This window comes from Sphingobacterium sp. FBM7-1 (genome assembly GCF_020687765.1).
GTDB lineage: Bacteria > Bacteroidota > Bacteroidia > Sphingobacteriales > Sphingobacteriaceae > Sphingobacterium.
In genome coordinates this window covers 269,777-290,967 of sequence record NZ_JAJEWJ010000002.1, presented here as the reverse complement: position 1 = coordinate 290,967, position 21,191 = coordinate 269,777, and the positions used below count along the sequence as shown (strand labels likewise).

The window sequence follows — 21,191 nt, the reverse complement described above, 5'->3', positions numbered from 1 at the left end:
CTAATAAAAACTAATATCCGTCATTTTGATCGTAAAGACCAGGGGTGGTATTCATTTCCGATTGAGGAATCGGATACAACACATATTCCTTCTTAAACTCGCGCATTTGTCCTCCCCCATCTTCTGCTTCGATCCATGCTTTCATCGTATTTTCTACTGTTCCTGAACGGATGAGGTCAAACCAACGTACGCCTTCGCCAATAAATTCACGACGACGCTCCTCCAGCAATTGCGCTTTGGTTACATTAGTCAGCGGTGTAGAACCTACCCCCGCACGAGCTCTCACTTGGTTGATGACGGCATCGACATCCGTCTCTCGCGAACCTGGAGCTCCATTCAGGACACACTCCGCTTTTAGCATCAGGAGGTCCGTATACCGGAAAACAATATAATTGATCGGCCAATCCGTTCTACTAGTTGTGGGAACTCTGCTAATATCCACGAACTTCTTAACAAACGGCCTGGTTTCTACATTGTCTCCATCTTTATAACCTTCTTGAATACTAAAACTACGGCGCAAATCATCTGCTTCGTATTTGTCCATGAGTTCCATCGAAACCGGTCGTATCGTCAATCCGCCCTGTGCTCCAAAACCCAAAGAACGAAACCAGGTATCGGGCACCAACACCCAGGGAAAAGTAGAGCCTACCGCCGGATTGCTACCCGTAGCATACTCAATGTTGAAAATAACCTCTTCATTATTTTCGTTTGCATAATCGAAAATACTGGCATAAGACGGCAAAAATTCAAATGCATTACTCGCAATAATGTCATTAAATTGCTTGACTGCTTCCGCCCATTCATTGGTATTTAAGCCAGCACCCGCTATACCCAAATCTGGTCCTGATCGTGTCATGTACACTAAGCCCAGTAACATTTTTGCACTATATTTATTTACCCGGCCTCGTTCCGCAGCAGCGTACTCACTTGGAGCGGGCAAATAATCGATTGCTTTGTTTAAATCGTCGATAATTAAGTTGTATACCTCACTCACCGGGCTACGTGGAATAGTTTTAGCTTCTGGCGCATCTACCACCCGATCGATTAACGGCACTTTTCCGAAATAACGGATTAAGTCGAAATAGTAAAACGCCCGAAAAAAACGTGCTTGTCCTTCCATACGTCGGCGTACTACCTCGTCTAAAATTACCGACTCTCCTTTGCTCGCTAACTGTTCTAAATAGTTATTAGCGCGAAAGATGCCGGTAAAATTCGCTTGCCAAGCCTCTACTATGTAGGGATTAGCTACAATGTTTTGATGAAAGCTATTAATTCCTTCCCAATCACGCACCCCTCCATCGGAAACTGCATATAAATTATCGGATCTCGTTTCGGATAAATTCATCAAACGATCAGGATATCCCCTCGCCGAACTATACACGGCATTTAAGCCTTGATTAAAATCGTCTAACGTTTGAAAATAGGTTTCTGTTGCCGGGTCCGATATCGGTTGTTGCCCTAAATCCATATCGCAGGATGACAATAGTCCCAAACTTATTACAAAATATAATATCTTTTTCATTGTCTTAAAAAGTCAAGTTTACACCAAAAGTAATTGTCTTCGGCAAAGCCAGCCCTCCATAGTCCCCTGGTTCTGCAAACGTACTGCTGCCGCTCAGGTTGGTATTCGCCGATTCCGGGTTCAATCCACCATCGTATTTGTCGTTACCCCAAAAGTTCTCTAACGTCATGTAGATACGACCCGAATTTAACCACGACTGTCCTGCCAAACGTAAATCTTTAAAATTGTATCCTAGCGTTACATTACGCAGACGCCAATAGTCGGATGAGTACAACCAATCGGTATTTTTAATCCGACCAAATGTAGAATATGCTTTTCCGACCTCACCTGCGCCCGGATCTTCAGCAGAACGCCATCTGTCTCGATAAAAACCTAAAGCGTTATCGCTCGCACCCTGCCCTGTACGGCCCAAAGCACGTCCCAAGAGGGAGTACAGGTGTCCGCCATTCTGGCCTTGGATTAAGAAGCTTAGATCGAAATTTTTGTACTTAAAGTTATTGGTAATACCCCATACATAATCTGGATTCGGATGCCCCACGATGACACGGTCATCTGCATCGATTACGTTATCCCCATTCGCATCTACATAACGAGGATCACCGGCGACCTGTGTACCATAAAGCGCAGCGCCATTATCGATATCTTGCTGCGAGAGAATACCGTCTTGTTGTACCACATATATGCTATACATGGGTTGACCGACCCGTAAGATAGAGTGCTCTATATCAAAAGAAGATGGTATGAGAATTTCTTGCTGGTTGCCTATTAACTTCGTCACCTTATTGGTATTATGACTCAGATTAAGAGAAGTAGACCAGGTAAAATGGTCTCGCTGTATATTGCGCGAGTTGATCTCCAGTTCCCAACCGCGGCTTTGCACTTCGCCGGCATTGTCCAATAAGGAACCAAATCCTGTTGCCCACATCGTAGGAACATTTAACAACAAATTGCTACTCGTTCTGGTATACCAATCAAAGGATCCTGATAAACGTGAACGGAATAAGGCGAAATCTAACCCGACATCAAAGGTTCGTGACTTCTCCCAGGTTAAATCTGGATTGATGATATTCCCTGCGGCCCAACCCGGTGCCGCTGCTCCGCCCCAAGCGTAATTGGCGGCACTCAGAACGGCCACGCTGCTGTAGTCACCGATATTGTTATTTCCGGACTCACCGTAGCTTGCGCGAACTTTCAGATCTTGCAGAAAATCGGCCGATTGTAAAAAGTTCTCTTCCGACAAGCGCCAACCTGCTGATAAAGAGGGAAACCATCCCCACTTGGTGTTTGCCCCAAAGCGGGATGACCCATCACGCCGCATACTGGCAGACAACAAATATTTACTATCAAATGCATACTGCACCCGTCCAAAATAAGATAACATGAGGTTTTTGGTCGCATCGGTAGAAGCCGTCGTTCCGACCGCCGCATTCAAGGTTTTTACGTTGCTGTTTCGATAACCTCCTTGTGAGGTAATGGAGGAACCATCGAACCTGTCGTAATTATAAGCATGACCTAATAATGCCGTCAAGTTATGCCTATCCCTTTCCAAATTATAAGTTAAGGTGTTTTCGTTAACGAATGTCTGTTTACGATAGGTACTATTCGACCCATAAGTGGCAAAGTTCGGGCGGGTAGTACGCTGGGGCAAATCTCCTCCAACGGTGTATGGCCGATACCGGAACGCCTTATAGTCAGTATGATCCAAGTTGACGGTAGTTTTGAAAACCAGATTATCTAGGATGTTATACTGTCCGTATAAAGTCGCTAGAATACGAGCGGTTTTATTCTCCCCATCGTAATGATTTAATTTTGCAATGGGGTCGTTTGTTGACGTACTCCAAGGGTACCGGGCATTATCAAACACATTGACCATACCTGCGGGATTTTCTTGAACCGGCGACATAGAATATAGTTGGTGCATGATATTGTCTTTACCTTCGACTCCCGGATCATTCGCTTCGGAATACGTCGGCGCGAGGTTCATGCCGAAAGCTAATTTTTTGGTAGGTCGCACATCCACATTTGCCCGCAATGCGTAGTTCTTATAATCTACACCACGTACAATCCCCTTTTGGTCCATGTAATTGCCCGAGATGTAGTAATTCACGAACTCCGTACCGCCCGATGCCCCCAATTGATAGTTCTGTACCAGTCCGGTTCGATAGGCTTCTTCCTGCCAGTCGATCAAATGTAAGCCGGGGTAGCCGTCTTGTAACCACCGTTCGTCATACATAAAACTCGTATTATAGGTTCCTGGACTCAAGCCTAAAATTGCCCGACGTTCGTCCATGCTCTGCGAAGCCGTGCGCCCGGCTCCCGAAGCGACCCACTGCCCATTGATCATCTCTATCGAACGGTCTATCCACTCTTCGCTACTCAGCATATCCAATTTCCGGTAAGGCGTTGATCCACCTAAATAGGTATTGAAGGTAATACTTGGTTTACCCGTTTTCCCACGCTTGGTGGTAATCAATACGACTCCGTTCGCCGCTCGTGAGCCGTAAATAGCAGCTGCCGAGGCATCTTTCAACACTTCAATCGATTCGATATCGTTCGGGTTGATATTGTCCAAAGGGTTACCCGACGCATAATTTCCTGACCCATTCGGTGCTGCTGTCGCCAACGGGAAACCGTCAATGACGTACAGCGGCTCACTACCCGCCGTAATCGATCCGGATCCCCTAACCTGCACACTAAAGCCTTTGCCCGGAACACCCGTGGTCTGTTTGACACGGACACCCGACATCTGACCCACTAACGCTTGATCCACCCGCACTAAAGGTCTTTCTTCTAGACCTTCCGCATTAAACTTAGAAACTGGCGCAATAACATCCGAACGACGCTGCGTTCCATATCCAATTACCACAACTTCGTCCAACACCTCGTCTTTCGTTTGCATAGTAACCGTCAATGGCTGTAACGTGCGCACAACCACATTTTGGGAATCGTATTCTACGGAAGTAAGGCGCAGCGTTTCCCCCACGTTAACCGAGACGCTAAACGTCCCGTCTGCTCCCGACGAAGCCGATCGGCTCTCATCTCCGAGCACTTGCACCGAAACCCCTACTACAGGTTCCTGCGATGCATTCACGACCTTCCCCCTAAGGATTTCCTGTGCGGCCGATATATGACCGGTACCAAGCAGAAGGGTAAGCAGGCTGTAAAAAAAGATTTTTGTTTTCATAGATTTATCAACTTGTTATACCATAGATTTATACTAGCTAGAACCAAGTTAGATAGCTTATGTCACAAAACTGTTATGCACTTACATGGTTAAATAAGTTACCGCACCCGATACACCGACCAACAAACTGGCACTCAATTGCATATGCAATAAATCTTCTGTAAATAAAAAGACCATTTTTTTCAAAATGGTCTTTTTCCAAACATATATAAGCGGTTTTAATAGCTGAATAGTTTCACGGGGCCTCCCAAACCACTATCCATCACCTTCCATTGGCTCGCATCGAATGCTTTGTAATCGATATTCACAAAATTAATTTCATGATAGTTACGCCAGTTCACTTTCCGCTGATCGAGATCACGCATCCGATTAGCCATTAAATTGGCTACTTCTATACGGATTTCGTTTTTACCATCTCGCAACAACTCCCCAATCTCGACTACGAAAGGATTCGCCCATACGATACCGGCATCTTTTCCATTTACCCATACGCGGGCACTTTCCCCCACGGCGCCTAAGTGCAATTGATACCCCTTATCACCTTGCTTCGCCAACATAAACGAAGTCTCGTAGGCTGCTTCTCCCGCAAACTTATTGGCTACTTCATCGTTCCAAGCCGTCCAAAAAGCCGGTGTCGATAATGTCCGCCCTTTTGGCAATTGTGCTCCACCTTTGAGAAAACTTACCTTCCATTTTTCTGAAAAAACACGCTCTTCTTGTAAATTATCAGCATATCGGTAAGCGACCTCGGCTTTATCCTGATCTGACACATAAACTACCCACGCATAACCTGCCGGGATCTGCAGCCGAACATCGCGTTTTTCGGCCGGAAGATTAAATATAGCACCCGTTTGCGGATCCAACAACGTGTAATGCTCGCCCTCCTTATTTAGTCGAACAAACTGGTCTATGGTTTTATCGGTGTGGTTCACAATATAATAATAGGTTCCTTTATCCGTCACGCGTCGGTTGAATTTCAATCCGGTCCGAGCTAAACGTTCCGCATATAGCTGTTCCGTTTCTAAAGCAGAATGCACGTCTTTGGTCAAGTATACTTTCCCTTTACCATACGCCGTGTATTGGTTCGGCTCATCTGCTGCAAACTTCAAGGTCTCTAAGAGGTCATGCAACTTTTTCCGCCGTGTTTCCAGGTTGGCTAATCCATCCACATCTTGTGGTAGTGTTTCAAAGATAACCGTCGCCCCATCCCGCGCCAAGTTCAACAAATTTTCCAACGTTTTTTCAGAAAAATATTGAGTGGTCGGTACGTAAATCACCTGGTAGGGGCGCGCTTCTTCTGCAGTTACGATCTTATTATCCTTAACACTTGATCTAGCCAAGATCGCATCGCTCGCAAAATCGAAACTATAGCCTAAACGTTGCAAATGCCTACTTTGTTTATAGAATTCTGTAGGGTGCAACCAATTGTCGACGTGGTGCACGCCTAATGTTTTGAACGGCGCATTCGTATCATGCCAAACATCGTATATTGGCCAATAAATTAGGAGTTCATTATCCGCCTGCGCTGTTTGTAGGATCGATTGAACCCGGGTGATATAAGTGTTTAACCCCGGAAGGTGTGACCAAAAAGAGTTATTTGTAGTAAAATTCACCGAGGCGTAGAATAACCAACCCGGATAGGCTACATCCTCCGGCGAATAGGTCGTACCATGATAGAAAACGTGGTTTACCCCCGCTAAAAACAACTGTTCTACTTCCGGTTTAGCTTGTGCGAGGGAAGTTTTAAAATGTTCCGTCAACCAGGTGAATGTTTCTGAGGAGGTATATTTTTTTCCTGATGTATGAGTTGCGGAAGACGCAAATTTGAACATCATCGGATCTGGATCAACATTTCGCACGTCTGCACTGTCCCGTCTCAAACCAGGAATCGCAAAGAAGCTGGATCCAAAAGTCTCACATTCGGCAATATCTGTACTGGCATACAAATCGATCAGATTCCCCGGCGATCCATGTGCCTGATTCTTAGATAACGCTCCATGCTGATGCGCAAAAGAGGTAAAAGGAATCAAAAAATTCTCCCTAAGGATGTCGTTTACGACCGATCGGTAATCAGATTTCACACGTTTTTCCTGTTCTTTGTCCGTTCCTTTTCCAGCAAAGTCTAATAAATAGGCTTGTAGTTTATATCCTTTTCTTTTTTCAAACTCTTCCAAAAAACTGTCCGTCCAGTTGGCACCGTATACTTCGTAGCTGTCATTAAAGAAGGAACGAATGCCCAATTCTTTTCCTTGAAATACATTTTGAAAACGCGCGAAATAATGTTGAACAGGCTCTTTCCCCAAATGATCTAAGGTAAAGCCTTCGCCTCCCGGCGCAGCACGCTTAACCTGTTGCCGCGTTCGTCCGGAAAAAAGAGCAATTACGGTAACATCTTCCGGAGCTGTCCAACTGCCCGACTGCCGGTGCATCTGCTCATCCAAATTAATCTCTTCGCCGTCCGATTTATAGGCGCGGAGAACCTGCAGCTTACTGAAGCTTTGCTTGGTATCACTCACCCCCAATGGGAATGCGATCTCCTGTCCTTTCTTTAATTTAATTTCATCCAAGAATAATTTGGTTGCAGCATGCTGCGCTTCGATCTGGGGCCCGCCAAACGGCCAGCCCGTCCCTAAATTAATATCTACCCCCATTTGGTGGGTTCTTGCTTGGTCTACCGTAAACGCCAGCATATCCATCCATTTGTCGGACAGAAATGGAATATAGCGATTTTCATATCCCTTAGCCCCATAAATAGGCGTTACTTCGACGCCGCCGAAACCAGCTTCGTTTAAAAGTTTTATCTCTCTAGATAAATTGGGTTTGTCAACGGCAGAGCCTAACCACCACCAACGCGTCCAAGGTTTCATTTCTTTAGTAACCTCCGGCCATAACTGTTGTGCCCATCCGGATGAGCTGGCCATTGCGCAACCAATCAATATTGCTAAAAATCTCTTTTTCATTTTCGTTTAATCTAAATGGAATACAGACGTTAAAGGTATCGAGATAGGCGAAAAATCAGGATTTGTCTCCATAATATCAGCCATATATTTCCACCAGCGTTGTACGATCTCCGTATTCCCTAATTCCTGAGAGGAGCTTCCTGTTAACTGTTGTACGGCAAACAGCGTATCTGTTTCTTCATCCAAAAAAATCGTATAATCAGCGATGCCGTTTTCTTTCAATAGTGTTACCAACTCCGGCCAGATAGCGGCATGTCGTTTTGCGTACTCCTCCTTCATCCCCGGCTTTAATTTCATTTTGAACCCTACTTTCATGTCTTTATAATTTTTTATGGATGTCAACTTCAATGATGCTTAATCTACCTTTTGCCCCAATATCATCGCGTGCAACGCCATCATCCAACTTTTTCCCACCAATTTCGGCGTGTTGATTTTCTGCTGCAATAACGGAAGTCCCCTTTAATTGGATTTTCACCCGGCGCCCCTCCGTACGTGGAATCTCAAGGGTATAATAGCCCAATGTGGTTTGGGTATTTCCGTCGAACACCAGTTTATCGTCTACAAAAACCTGCAATGGATAACTTCTTGATCTAAAATTATTCAATTTCAGCTCAATTTCATCAATCGCGGATTTTTTTGCCAAGGTGTACTCGATCCAAGCGTTCTGAAGTGATCCGTCGTTCACCCAATCCGTCAGTTCATTATCATCGTAAGATGCTGATGCCATCGCTTGATTTGCCCCAGCCTGAACGTGCTGTATCGGTAAGGTTATGCGTTGTTGTTTTAACGGTTCGCCCTGCAAGCCTTCGCCTCTGTCAAAATTTAACGGAAGGCCAATTCCTGCTTGCTTCACGAACAACCCATTTTTTTCCGCAACTGGAGAAACTTCCCACGTGAGACTATCTGCTAAAAGTCCGTTGGCTTGGGCTTTAAGTCGCATCTGACCTGCTTTTCCAAACCGGGTGCGCAGCAGGACGCGGTTTACGCCGGTCTCTACGGGCAATGATTCCGAAAGGATGTAATTGTTCGGGCCTTGTGCTATTCCGCCACGCCATTCCATCGGTCCGTCCCAGCTAAAATCGATCATATGGGTTGCCGTCGGACAACGACGTCCCTCCCTATCCAGTACTTCCACCTCCACGAGCACCATATCGTTCCCGTCTGCATACAGACCATTATCCCCATGCATGTAATGTAACTTGACACGATGCGGCTCGCCGGCAGTCTGGATTACTTTTTCGTTCAAGACCTTACCCGTTTCATCATAGGAACGCGCTTTTAATTCTCCTGCCGCAAATGCTATTTTTGGAAAGGTAAACAGAAACTGGTAAGAACGTTCGCCGAAGCCCTGGCTTTGCCCGTTCACAAACAATTCGACTTTCTCTCCAGCGCTAACCACCTGTATATCTTTTTTGGTATCCGCTGGGTAATTCCAATGACCGATAATATGAAGTCCTTGGGGATCGGGATCTACCCAGCCGTCCCACATAACTTGGTGTGCATAAAACGCATCTTTCGGGATACGCATCGCGTCCACCTCGCCGCTTCTTCGGTAATTTTCTTTACCTCTATAATGGGTATTGGAATCGGAGAAAATAATATTTACTCCGCCTGAGCTTACTCTTTTTCCGGTACCCGGACGAACCTTCCAGTATTCCCACCACCGCCGAACGGCCTCCATGGCGTGCTGATCTTGGTTCCGGTTATAATCACTGGCATCGTTGCCTTTATACAACGGCCCCTCGCCTTCCTTATGGAAGGGATATGTATATTCATCCCAATATTTCCGCAAACCTTCATCCCGCATATATTCCGTCGCGATCATCGGGTGCTTTGCACTCTTATTGATATAAAGCATTTCTCCACCATATTCCGCTAGTTTACTATCCAGCATTTCGCGGGATCCGATCGCCCGTCCGCCATGCGGATCATATTGATCCCGGATAGCAATCATTTCAGCCATATGTTCTTCGGAGATAGATTCATTTCCACTTTCCCAAAAAAGGACACTCGGACTATTCCGGTAGTAAATGATTGCGTCGCGCATTAATTCTGTGCGTTGTTCCCACCGACGTCCTTCCACATCGCGTTCCGCATCACCTGCGGGCAACATCTGCATCAGTCCGACGCGGTCGCAGGATTCTACATCTTGACGCCAAGGAGCTACGTGCATCCAACGAACCAGATTCGCATTGCTTTCTACCATCAACTTATTGCTATAGTCGCTTAACCAAGGTGCTACCGACAGTCCTACGGCCGGCCATTCATTACTCGTCCGTTGCGCATATCCTTTCATCATCAACACGCGGTCGTTCAGAAAGACCATCCCATCTCGAAACGCCGTTTTCCGAAAACCGGTACGGGTATCCACCGCATCGATAGGTTGCCCCCCGACCACCAATTTCGTTGTTACCGTATATAGATAACCATATCCCCAGTTCCAGAAATTTACCTTCTCTAATTTGGATTGTGCACGGATTGTTTCGGTCGCGCCGGCTGCCATTCCAAAAGGCGTTTCAAAGGTGTGAACAACGGCATCAGATGCGTCACGCACCTCGACGACAAACTGCCCTTTCACTGCCGCTTGCGTTTCATTTTTCACTTCCGATTCTACATGGAGATCCAGTCGTTTTTTCGCGATATCGATATGCTGTGCATAGACATATACGCCTGTAGTCCCTAAGTTAGCGTATAGGGGTAAGGTTTGATATGTCCCTCCGGTGAAGTGAATCCATACATTCTTCGGAATACCGCCGTAATTGGCATTAAAGTTTTTATCGTTCCATTGGAAAATACTATTGGATTCCTTTTCGCGGTAACGCCAATCGTTATCAGTGCGGATCGCTAGTACATTTTCACCGTTTTTCAACAAGGCCTCAGAGATGTCTAAGCCTGCTGCCATGACACCGTTTTCATGACGACCTATCCAAGTGCCGTTCAGATAAAACTCCGCACCAAAACGCAGGCCTTCAAATTCCAGAAACACTTTTTCCTGTGGAACATCATCGGGTAACACAAACGTTTTGCGATACCAAACCACGTCGGTACTATGTTCGTGTATAGGTTTTGCAAATGCTTCGTCCTCATTCCAGGCATACGGCAAAGTAACCGGCCGCCATTCCGAATCGTCGAACGTCGGCTGCTGCGCCTCCTGCAGATCACCGACGTGGATTCTCCAGCCGGCATTAAAACTGAGGGTTTGCCGAGGTTGGGCAAAACTCACCGCACACCATAACAGCATGCATATCGTACCCCAAAACTTCATCATTTCTATAGGCTATTTTTGTGATTTCTATTGATTTTTATCCAACAAACGATAGACCTCAGCACCAGCTAGTAAAAAGCAACCTAAGCCGTAATCTTCAAAATCGGGCACACTCGCGTAACTCACCGGCTGACCATCTTTCGGTTCTTTTCCTGTTCCTTGCAAATAGCCCAAGAAACCCGAGGGGTGTACGGCCTCTTTTACCATAGCATCCCAAGCTTTCTCCATAGCTGGGCCGTAAGTTTGTTCATCCAATAAACCTTCGTTTATTCCCCAAGCCATCCCATATACAAAAAGTGCCGTTCCACTCGTTTCGCGTCCGCCGAAATTGGTCGGATCGTGCATACTTACATTCCAAAAACCGTCTTCTCGCTGGGTAGCCAAAACACCTTCCATCAAATCTTTAAAATCCTGGATATATTCTGCGCGGTGTTTTTGGTTTTCGGGAATAAGATCCAGCACACGTACCAAAGCAGCGACTACCCAACCGTTTCCGCGAGACCAATAACAGTCTTCGCCATTAGGTTCCTTGTAAGGTGGAACAAAATCTTTGTCTCGCCACCAGAGTTTATCTTCTCGGTTGTAAAGTCCACCTCCTTCAACATCACGTGAGTGTACATACAGTTTGTACATGTAGTCAAAGTAATTTTCATCCTCATACATGACGCCTAATTTTGCGTAAATCGGCATTGCCATCTGAATAGCATCTATCCAAGTCCAATCATCTACTTTTCCGGAAGCGATCACAAAATCAATATTCTCTTTAATATCGGCAATCCGTTCAGGCTGTGGGTCTATTTCGTAAAGATCCAAATAGGTTTGACCACAGTTTTGGTCATCTCCATTTCGCGTTTCCGTACCGTTACGTAATCCCCAGTTATGGTTGTTACCCCAGTCGACAGCGTAATCATAATAGCGTTTATCCGGATCTATTTTATAGAGGGCCATCAACCCTTCATAATACACACCTCTTGTCCAAATATTACTGGGCCGCCAGCGCGTCGTGTAGATGGGCTTTTTTGTATCTGGCCATTTGTCCATAAAATAATCATTGGTTCGCCGCAAAACCTCTAAGACTTCCTGTTTCGCATCAGGTTTCGATACCAATTGCTTTTTAGATGCACAGGCGCTCAGTAAAACAGTCATTAGCACCAGTAGACTATAAATTGTTTTTTTTCCTCTATTCATATTATTATTGAAAAAATTAGTAGATCCTCATTTCTTGCAACTATAATACCGCATAATTTCTTAGCGGGCAACCTGTGGCATCCTGAGAAACGGGTACAAACCGGGCTTTAGCACACGTAATCGATATACAAAAGGTTTTGTAAAACCTTTATTACAGCTGAGTTCGCAAGGTTTTTCTATAACCGACAGCGTGTTTGGGTACCTGCTTACTTTTTCAAATACTTCTTCAACCCGATCGCTGGATTTTTGGCGAGGTAGTCTGCGATAAGAGAAGCATTCACTTCCGCCCCCGCTTTGATGGTATGGGTATGATCTTTCGGTCCAAAAAAGAGTTTGCCTACCTCTTCTTTTCCTCTTTTCTCGTAGTCATCTATAACTAAGTCCTGCAACGGAATGAAAAAAGCCCCCGCCTGTTCGGCCGCTTCTTTCGCCCATATCGCATAATCCGACTGGATGACCTTATCTCCCTCCCAACGATTGCGTGGAATGGGTGAGCAGATAACGGCAGTTGCCCCTTTATCCTGAATATTTTTCACAAAAAGCCGTAAGTAATAGCCATAGCTATAGACCATTTCGTTCTGTCCTAATAAGGGGTTTTTCACTTCTTGATAGGCATCACCATTTCCTTTAATCGTACCTCGCGCACGGAGCGTGTCCACAATAGGGCTTCCATCATTGTGTCCGAATTGCATCATCACATAGTCGCCCGGGCGAATACTATCTAATACCTGTTGCCATAACTTGGGGTTATTATAGAATGTCCGGCTACTGGTGCCACCCAATGCTTTATTTTGTACATCGATATGCTGTGGATTGAAATAGTCTCCTATAAAGCTTCCCCATCCCCACTGCCCGTTGGACCCGTCACCTCTCCCAGTTTTCACCGTAGAGTCGCCAATGAGAAACAAGGTGGGTTTTTCCTTTTTACTTACAAAAGAACATAAACCGATCAATAAAGTTACGAGGATTAAACCCGCACTTACTTTGCTCATATATTTCATATTATCTGATATATTTTACTAATGGATGCTGTATATTTTTCAAGCCTTCTATGACAGAGGCTGCGTTTTCCATGGCCCCCGCGTAATTCGTATGCGTATGGTCCCCCGGAAAATATTTTGCTTTCACTTGTTCAGGTCCAATTCCGTCGTATTTTTGGGCGGTGATTTCATTCAGATCTACAAAAGGAACCTGTTCTTCTGTTGCGATCTGCTTAGCCCATAATCCAAAATCGTTATGAGCGCGTTTGGTCTTCCCCTGTTCATCCCATTGATTCCGCGGAATCATTGATAACAGGACCGGATGAGCGCCCAGTTCTTTGGCTTCTTTGACGAAGCGACGTAGATTTTCTCCATAGGTACGCACAATTTCTTTCTCTCCGTTTCCCCAATCCAGCACCACGGAATCTTTGCCAATTCCTCTTAAAACCCCTCGATAACCTTGACGGGTGGTATCAGGTTTGCTTCCTTCATTATGTCCAAATTGAATTAAAAGATAATCTCCGGGCTTTAAGTTTTCTTTTACTTTATCCCAACGCCCTTCTTTTCGAAATGTGCGTGTACTCCGTCCGGCCATGGCATGGTTGGCCACCGCGATCCGGCTACTGTCCAAAAACTCACCCAACAGCGAACCCCAGCCCCAATATTCTTGGTTGCTGTTTCTTACCGTCGAGTCCCCAATCAAATAAATTGTAGGTTTGTCTGGTGTACTAAATGCAAATAATCCCAATACTAAAGCAATGAATGCTAACTGTTTTACCATTTGTTTACCGGTTTATTTTATTTTTTTAAGTGTTGTTCAGGCTTGACGATACGTACATCCGGAGCCTTAACAGGCAGTGTCATTCCTGTTCCTAGGTAAAATCCGGTATGCGGCGGTTGGTTATATGCTACATTTTGCCAAGCTACGCTGAGGCGGTATACCGGGTCGTGCATCAACGTATATAGGCGGTGATCTGTCGGAATCGTCGTCGTATAAATTCGTAGAGACTGGTTATCTTCCGAGCGTAGTATCAGTTCTTCTCGCCAGTCGCCCAAGATGTCAGCACTTAGGTTCGGCGTACGCTTTGTCCCGTTTATCGATGAAGCACCTTCTGCTCTAAAAATAACGCCTTCTTTATATTTCTCTATATAGTTACTATTTAATAATTCCCGGCTCAGATCCCCATCCCACCAGATAAGGAAGTTGGCCGAACGGGGGGCTTCGCTTACGCGGTTCCCCTGCATATCATACACACCCTGCGATCCTAACCACCACATGTAAGCCCCGCGGTGGTGGGGGTCGATATTAGCGGCTACCCCTCTTCCCACATCCTGATCGATCGCTCCTTTAAAGAGTACTTCACCTGTCCGAGCATCACGAAGCGCTGCTCCTACTCCTTTACGCCCGCCTTTCAGTTCATGGATACCGAACACTTCCAAGCCCGGCCGGTCTGGATCTAAGTCGGTTACATGCAACGCATCACCATGTCCTAATCCAGTGGTGTATAATCCGGTACCATCGTCATCGACGCACATGGCACCAAAAATAATTTCATCTTTTCCATCTTGGTCTACATCGGCTACGGACAAGCTATGATAGCCTTGTCCGGCATAGGGATGTCTTCCTGTTTGGGTGTCGAAAACCCAGCGGCTCACGAGTTGACCATCTTTAAAATCCCAGGCGGCCAACGATGTCCGTTCATAGTATCCGCGGGTCATGACGACACTGGGGTTAACCCCGTCTAGGTAAGCAATTCCCGCCAAATAGCGCTCGGAGCGGTTCGCCCGCGTATCCCCCCAGCTACGTAAATCACCTCTTACGGGGAGATAATCCACCGTACTGATGGCCGCGCCGGTACGACCATCAAATACGGTCAAGTACTCAGGACCTTCGAGAATACGGCCATAGGTAGACGAATTAGAAACTGTATCTCGCCAATCAGCGCTGGCATTTCCGATGACCTTGCCGAGTCCATCTATCGTCCCATCGGCCGTTTTGCATACCAGTTCTGCACATCCGTCACCATCCAGGTCGTAGACCATGAATTGAGTATAGTGGGCGCCTTCCCGAATATTTTTTCCAAGATTAATTTCCCAGAGAAAAGTACCATCTAATTTATATGCCTGAAAAATTGGCTCGCTCGTGATACCGTTATGCGCATTATCGTGTCCCTTACCGGTTTGGTGTATAATAATTTCATAAGCACCATCCCCATCCAGATCGCCTACGGAAGCATCCCCAGGTGTATAACCGGGTGGCGTCCGTAATGGAATCTCTAAATACGGTCTTACCGGGCTATGCTGGGCTAAATTAAGCTGGGCTTCCACGTTTTCCTGCTCGTTTTGCAGACTCACTAAGGTATAGTTTACATCTTGGGTTAGATCGACCTGTGTATCTTCAAAGTTTGTTCCTTTGCGCAACGGTTCGTCTGTAAGCCGTATTTTTTCCGCACCTCCGTATTGCCGATAAAGGTGAAAAGCTTCGCTCTCGTGATCTGTGGCACGTAGACGCCAACTGATGAAGACGCTGTTATGCGAGGTCTTGATACCTACCATCCCGCGATCCAAGTACTCCATGCGGCGCTGTGCCGAAAGCGGTACCGATATAAGCAGCACACATGCTGCTATAAATACTCCTTTGAGCACCTTGGTGGCGTAACCTGTACGTATATTTGCGTTCTTCATCTCGTTTTTTATCGCTGTTTTTGCAATACTTCTTTGCCGTTCACCATGACGTTCTTCAAGGTGAAGTTCGTGATAAAATCTTGGTTGATGTGGGGTCTTTTCGCTTTGATTTTCATATTCTCGAACGTGAAGTCGGACAACTCATATTGATTCGAGTTGCTTACATCAAATAGCACGTTACACTCGAGTTCAATATTGCGCAGGGTGATATTCCGCGCATACGAAAGCTTAATTCCTTCTTCTCCTTTTAGATCGAAAAACTGTGTCCACGGACGGATAAATAACATAATATCGGCGGTGCCTTTCACGTTTTCGATCAGAATATTTTCATATTCCTGCGGGGTATCGGGACGCATTTTAAGTTGCAGCATCCGTTTAGCACCATCTAGGGTGTTGTTCCGATAAATTACATTATAGCTATGGATCGACTCACTACCGCAGGTAAGCGTACTATGACAAAAACCGAACGTACAGTCTTCAATGATAATATTGTAATTAGGGCCATTATTCGGATCTTTATCTGCCGTCGGACCCTTTCCGCCTTTCAAGGCGATCGCGTCATCGTTGACTGACATGTAGCAATTTTTGATTAATACGTTATGGCAGTTATCTAAATCTACCGCATCAGAACTCGGTGCCTTGACGGGCTTTTCCGGGGCCGTGATACGCAGATCGACCAATTTTAAGTTCTCACAACGATAGTAGTGGGATGTCCAAAATGGTGAATTCTTTAAATGTATGCCCGATACCTGAACATCCTTACTGTTGGAAACATACAGGATGCGGGGACGCATTTCGTCCATATTGGTACAGTCTGGATTAAACCCGCGACGTAACCAAAATGCTTTCCAATAGCGCAGTCCATTTCCATCTAAAGTTCCTTTACCCGATACCGTAAAGCCATCCACCTTATCGGCATTTACTAAAGCGGCAAAATATTTGAGCGTTTGCCCCTCCATGCGGGTTTCTAACAGCTCAAAATGGCTGATGTCGTCGCTGCCTTTGAGTACTCCGCCTTCTTCCAGATGCAAATGTGTTTTCGGTTTAAAGAACAGGGAACCGCTGAGGAACGTACCTTTCGGTATAATGATGACACCGCCACCGCCTTGGTGTGCTTGATCGATAACGGCCTGAATTTTTTCGGTTTGGAGTATGGTACTGTCTGCTACTACACCAAAATCGGTGATCCGATAGGCTTTGCCTAGCGTTTCGATCCGGGTCGGCTCCACTTTCTTAAACCAATCGGATACAGGTGTGCCATCCGGGAAACGATCTTGCGATCTAACAGTGTTCGCTGCACCAACAGCGATCATTAAAAGGGCAATTATAAAGATTTTACGATTCATCTATTTTTATTTATTGTTTGGCTTAAACAGGTCTTCTGCGCTTCTGCAGCTTGCTAGCTTAATTTATGCACTTGTTTTATAGCTCTAAACTATTAACAATTGATAGGACAGGCAACCTGTAGTGTCCTGTACTCCCCCAGAAAATGTATGTTTAATGGACTATTTTTGGAGGAAAAGCCTTTCTATTTCTTTCTTCGTATTGTGTAAAAACTTTGTTATGGTTACTTTCCGTGGCACAGACATACAGAAAAGTGATCACGATGGCTCTGGAGTTTTGCCATACCGAAACGATCTTTTTCAGTTTACTAGCTTTACATACAGAAAAACGAGCGGTATCACGCCCTACTATAGCAGTATCATGCCCAATTATAGTGGTATCATGCTCTATGAGATCAGTATTAGCCAAAAAAGGAATCTTATTTTTTTGCGACGTATCCTTACTCTACGGAATAGTATCTATACTTTTTTGTTTACTACGCTGATGATTTGGCGTAGTACCTTTACTATATAGGAAAATACCCCTATTAATAACCTACCTAGCGATAAGATGCCACATAGAAACTATCCTTTACAAGACAATATCCCTACAAAAAGAAAAACAAACACTAAAAATTTCCACCAAAACAGTATAAAAAGAAATTGTATCGCATCTTCCCCAAAAAAGAGCCGTACTTCTTTCTATTGTAGGAGTATTTTTTTCCATTGTAATGCGTTTGTGCTTTCGCATTACAACTCGCTAATTTTCCAAAAAAAGCAGCTTTAAAACCGTTTAAACATTGTTTTAGAGAACGAAAAGGCAAAAAAAAAGACCATCTCATGGGGCAATTTTGTGACAATTTTTTTTCGGGGAACCCCTATTTTTGTCACAAAATTGCCCCATCGGCATCAGACCGCCGAAAATCACAAAAGGTTACATTCAGATAGTCCACGTTCGCTTATATTTCAGAAGTGACCAACTTCGTTATCCATGTTTACCGTACAATCAAAATTGTTTACTGCAATAAACAATCATGGAGGCATTAATCGAATTATTCCTTGGCAAAACAACGCTACTGTTGCAATATTAATTTCTTTATTAGACTTTGAACGTCAAAAGTCTATTTAAAAAAGTTGGTCAACGCTAAACGTTGACCAACCCAACTTAACAAAACTAAAAGAGTCCTTTAAAAGTTTGCATGCTCTTTTTAATCGGTGAGAATATTCTCTTTGGGCATCACAAACTGTGTGTTTTCTTTTTCACCGCGCGGTGTACCGAAATAAAAATAGAGTGTTCGCGAAACCGGTTTATCTAATATCGTCATTTCACCGGCTGGACCGTTAACTTGGGGTCTGGTATTGATCCCCATCGCTAGTTTGGTGCCGATTGCTGGGATAGCATCGAGGAACGAGATATCGCCTTCGGGTAACTTAGGATAATGTTGCGGACCCGAAACCCCATAAAACTCAAATAAACGCAGATACATGTCTTCCTGATCCGTAGCGACGAGAAACTTACCTTGTGTCGTATTAAATTGTACCCAGCTTACATCTGAAAAGTATCCTTTGAACTCTGGAAACTCCCATGGCCCAATGCCTGCATGTGAATCGTTATACATATTCTCCCAAGTGTTCAGCGTAACGCCCTGTAGACGATTTTTCCATACACGATACGGTCCGTTCCCCAACCATTTGGCGGAAATGATGTAGTTTTCCGGAAAATTAAAGCTGACACCAGCGTATGGCCGCGCGCCCTCCATCGCATAACGATAATCGAGTTGGAGCCATCCGTCCGGCCGCATCGTCCAACGAATATAATCCAGTTGGCCGTCGAAGACAAATTCCACCACTTTGTTGTCGCCGTCGGAACGGGTGGTTACATCTTTCAACGTATAGTTCCCGTCGATCAATATCGGACCGTTTCCAAAAGCAAGCTTCATGCTATAATCGTTTGCTAAATCGGCCAACAAACCTGTTTCTTTTGCAATGAATGCAGAAATGCCGTTGGCCTTCAACACGTAATGTGCGCTATCTTCCGAAAATTCGACGGCGGTTGCCGTTTTAATCGGTAAGATATCTTGTGTAATCGCTGCATGATCACGTACGCGCCACGACCATGTATAGATTTCTTCACCGTGCGGATCTGTAGCTGTTAACAAAAGTGCGTCATAAGCTTTCCAATCGCTCGGCAAATCGAGCTTTAAGGAGCCTTTTTCTGTCGGCTTGATCGCTGGCGTCACTATGCTATAGTCTTTTTGTTCTGATATGCCCTTCGCATCTGCATAGGGTGGTTGGTACCGCACCAATTTATAGGCAAAAGTACAAGCAGAAAGGTCGGTATGGTGATAGCGGTTTTCTACAGCAATACTGCCCTCGAAATCGGGTGGCAGCTTCTTCATCTTGATATGGACGGGTGAAAAAATTTCTTTGATGGCAAAGAAACTTCCCTCTTTTTGGCGGTAAGGCCCTAAAATACCATCAGGTGCATTTACCCGATTAACATCGATTGTACCGTTGAAATCTGTCCGTACGATCCCTTCGTCCGCAAAATTCCAAATGAAACCACCGCCGCCTAGTTTCGCTTCCCAATGCAGCTCCCAGATGTCTGCTAGCCCGGCCGCTGCACCGCCATCATCCTGTGCATGCAGAAATTCGGTCGTCATGTAAATATTTGGACCTTCCAATATTTTTTGGGTGGAGTAATAATCCTCGTAATGATTACCGTCTATACCATTAATAGCATTTCCTGGGCGATGGTGTGCGTGGATTACTGTGCGAGCAGATAAATCATACTTGGCATATTCTTCCACTAACTCTTTGTTATGACCACCTTCGTTACCGTTGGTCCAGAGTATAATGGAGGGATGGTTAGCGTCCCGCATCACCATCTCTTTGACAAGCTTCTTACCGACGGGTGTACCGTACGCCTTTTGCCATCCGGCGAGTTCATCGAGCACATAAAGCCCCAAAGAGTCGCAATACTCGAGAAACGATTTATCCGGCGGATAATGTGAACAGCGCACGGCATTCATGTTCATTTCTTTGATAAGCTTCACATCACTAAGATCCAGTCGGCGGTTAACAGACCGGCCAGTCTCCGGCCACCAAACATGGCGGTTCACACCTTTCATTTTCACTTTCACGCCGTTGACATATATGCCGTCTCCCTGACGTACCTCGACCGTACGAAATCCAAAACGTTCGTTGGTTTGGTATTGCGCACCGTCTTTGTTCAGTAAGGTAAATGTCGCACGGTAAAGATGGGGTGTTTCGGCGGTCCATAAGTTTGGTTGTTTGACAGCTAGTTCTACGAGTTTCACCGAGTCTGCGGGTTGCAGATCAACGGTTTTTGTTCCTACGACACGCCCCTCGACATCTTTCAGGTCTACCCGTAACGTCGTATTTTTTTGGATATTTTCTACATAAACATTGCTTCGGAAGGAACCGTCTGCCTTGGCATCGATCGCTGTCCAGGTTATGTGTTGTTGAGGAGTCGCTTCTAAATAAACCGGACGGTATATACCCCCAAAGATCCAGTAATCCGCAAGACGCTCCGCATTATTCACGGTGTTGTCTTCTGACATCTTGGATACCGTCACTTCCAGTTTATTTTCGCTGCCGAAATTAACCTTATCGGTGATATCGTACTTAAACCGATAGAATGACCCTTGATGGATGTCTCCTGCCAATTTCCCGTTTATCTTAACCTCGGTATCTGTCATCGATCCTTCGAAAACGATGGAGACTTTTTTATCCTTCCAACTTGCTGGCACGGCAAAGGTATGGCGGTAAATTCCTTTTTCGTCGTGAAACCGAAAGTTCTTGCCATAGGTAACGTAATCACGTCCGTAATTATAATTCCCAAAGCCTTGTTGTTCCCAATGGCTGGGAACAGCAATCTTTGACCAGGCACCGGCTTTTCTACCTCCGGTTACCCAAAAATCCCAATCTACCGTCTGTTCATTATCGATTCCGGATAGATATTGTATTTCTTTTACCGATTGCGCATAACCGTGGAAGGTAACGCATAACAGTATGATACAAGCGATAAAGGTGTTTTTTTTAAGTGAAAACATAGGTTAAAT

General features: G+C 45.2%; 11 protein-coding genes. All 11 read right to left on the bottom strand.

Annotation, left to right across the window (positions count from 1 at the left end; genetic code table 11):
• Positions 1–10: 10 nt before the first annotated feature.
• The 11 genes from LKO28_RS05685 to LKO28_RS05635 all read right to left on the bottom strand — a co-directional run bounded on the left by LKO28_RS05685 (position 11) and on the right by LKO28_RS05635 (position 21,182).
• Positions 11–1,522, bottom strand: coding sequence for a RagB/SusD family nutrient uptake outer membrane protein (locus LKO28_RS05685; protein WP_227693740.1), 1,512 nt, complete (start codon positions 1,520–1,522; stop codon positions 11–13).
• A gap of 4 nt (positions 1,523–1,526) precedes the next feature.
• A complete protein-coding gene (locus LKO28_RS05680) occupies positions 1,527–4,706 on the bottom strand; it encodes a SusC/RagA family TonB-linked outer membrane protein (protein ID WP_227693739.1) in 3,180 nt (1,059 codons plus the stop codon).
• 218 nt (positions 4,707–4,924) lie between these two features.
• Positions 4,925–7,666 carry a glycosyl hydrolase gene (locus LKO28_RS05675; RefSeq protein WP_227693738.1) on the bottom strand — a complete coding sequence of 914 codons (2,742 nt, stop codon included), beginning with the start codon at positions 7,664–7,666 and terminating at the stop codon, positions 4,925–4,927.
• A 6-nt stretch (positions 7,667–7,672) separates the two neighbouring features.
• Positions 7,673–7,981, bottom strand: coding sequence for an L-rhamnose mutarotase (gene rhaM / locus LKO28_RS05670; RefSeq protein ID WP_227693737.1), 309 nt, complete (start codon positions 7,979–7,981; stop codon positions 7,673–7,675).
• 4 nt (positions 7,982–7,985) lie between these two features.
• The gene (locus LKO28_RS05665; protein WP_227693736.1) at positions 7,986–10,934 is read right to left on the bottom strand and encodes a DUF4982 domain-containing protein; all 2,949 of its coding nucleotides are present in this window, start codon (positions 10,932–10,934) and stop codon (positions 7,986–7,988) included.
• A gap of 24 nt (positions 10,935–10,958) precedes the next feature.
• The gene (locus LKO28_RS05660; RefSeq protein ID WP_227693735.1) at positions 10,959–12,119 is read right to left on the bottom strand and encodes a glycoside hydrolase family 88 protein; all 1,161 of its coding nucleotides are present in this window, start codon (positions 12,117–12,119) and stop codon (positions 10,959–10,961) included.
• Between the two features lie 206 nt (positions 12,120–12,325).
• Positions 12,326–13,111, bottom strand: a complete 786-nt coding sequence (locus LKO28_RS05655; RefSeq protein WP_227693734.1) for a rhamnogalacturonan acetylesterase — start codon at positions 13,109–13,111, stop codon at positions 12,326–12,328.
• 10 nt (positions 13,112–13,121) lie between these two features.
• A complete protein-coding gene (locus LKO28_RS05650; RefSeq protein WP_227693733.1) occupies positions 13,122–13,880 on the bottom strand; it encodes a rhamnogalacturonan acetylesterase in 759 nt (252 codons plus the stop codon).
• Between the two features lie 17 nt (positions 13,881–13,897).
• Positions 13,898–15,784, bottom strand: a complete 1,887-nt coding sequence (locus LKO28_RS05645; RefSeq protein ID WP_317206615.1) for a rhamnogalacturonan lyase — start codon at positions 15,782–15,784, stop codon at positions 13,898–13,900.
• A gap of 8 nt (positions 15,785–15,792) precedes the next feature.
• Positions 15,793–17,130, bottom strand: a complete 1,338-nt coding sequence (locus LKO28_RS05640; protein ID WP_227693732.1) for a glycoside hydrolase family 28 protein — start codon at positions 17,128–17,130, stop codon at positions 15,793–15,795.
• A gap of 1,184 nt (positions 17,131–18,314) precedes the next feature.
• On the bottom strand, positions 18,315–21,182 hold the full coding sequence (locus tag LKO28_RS05635; protein ID WP_227693731.1) for a glycoside hydrolase family 2 protein: 2,868 nt from the start codon (positions 21,180–21,182) through the stop codon (positions 18,315–18,317).
• Positions 21,183–21,191 lie beyond the last annotated feature (9 nt).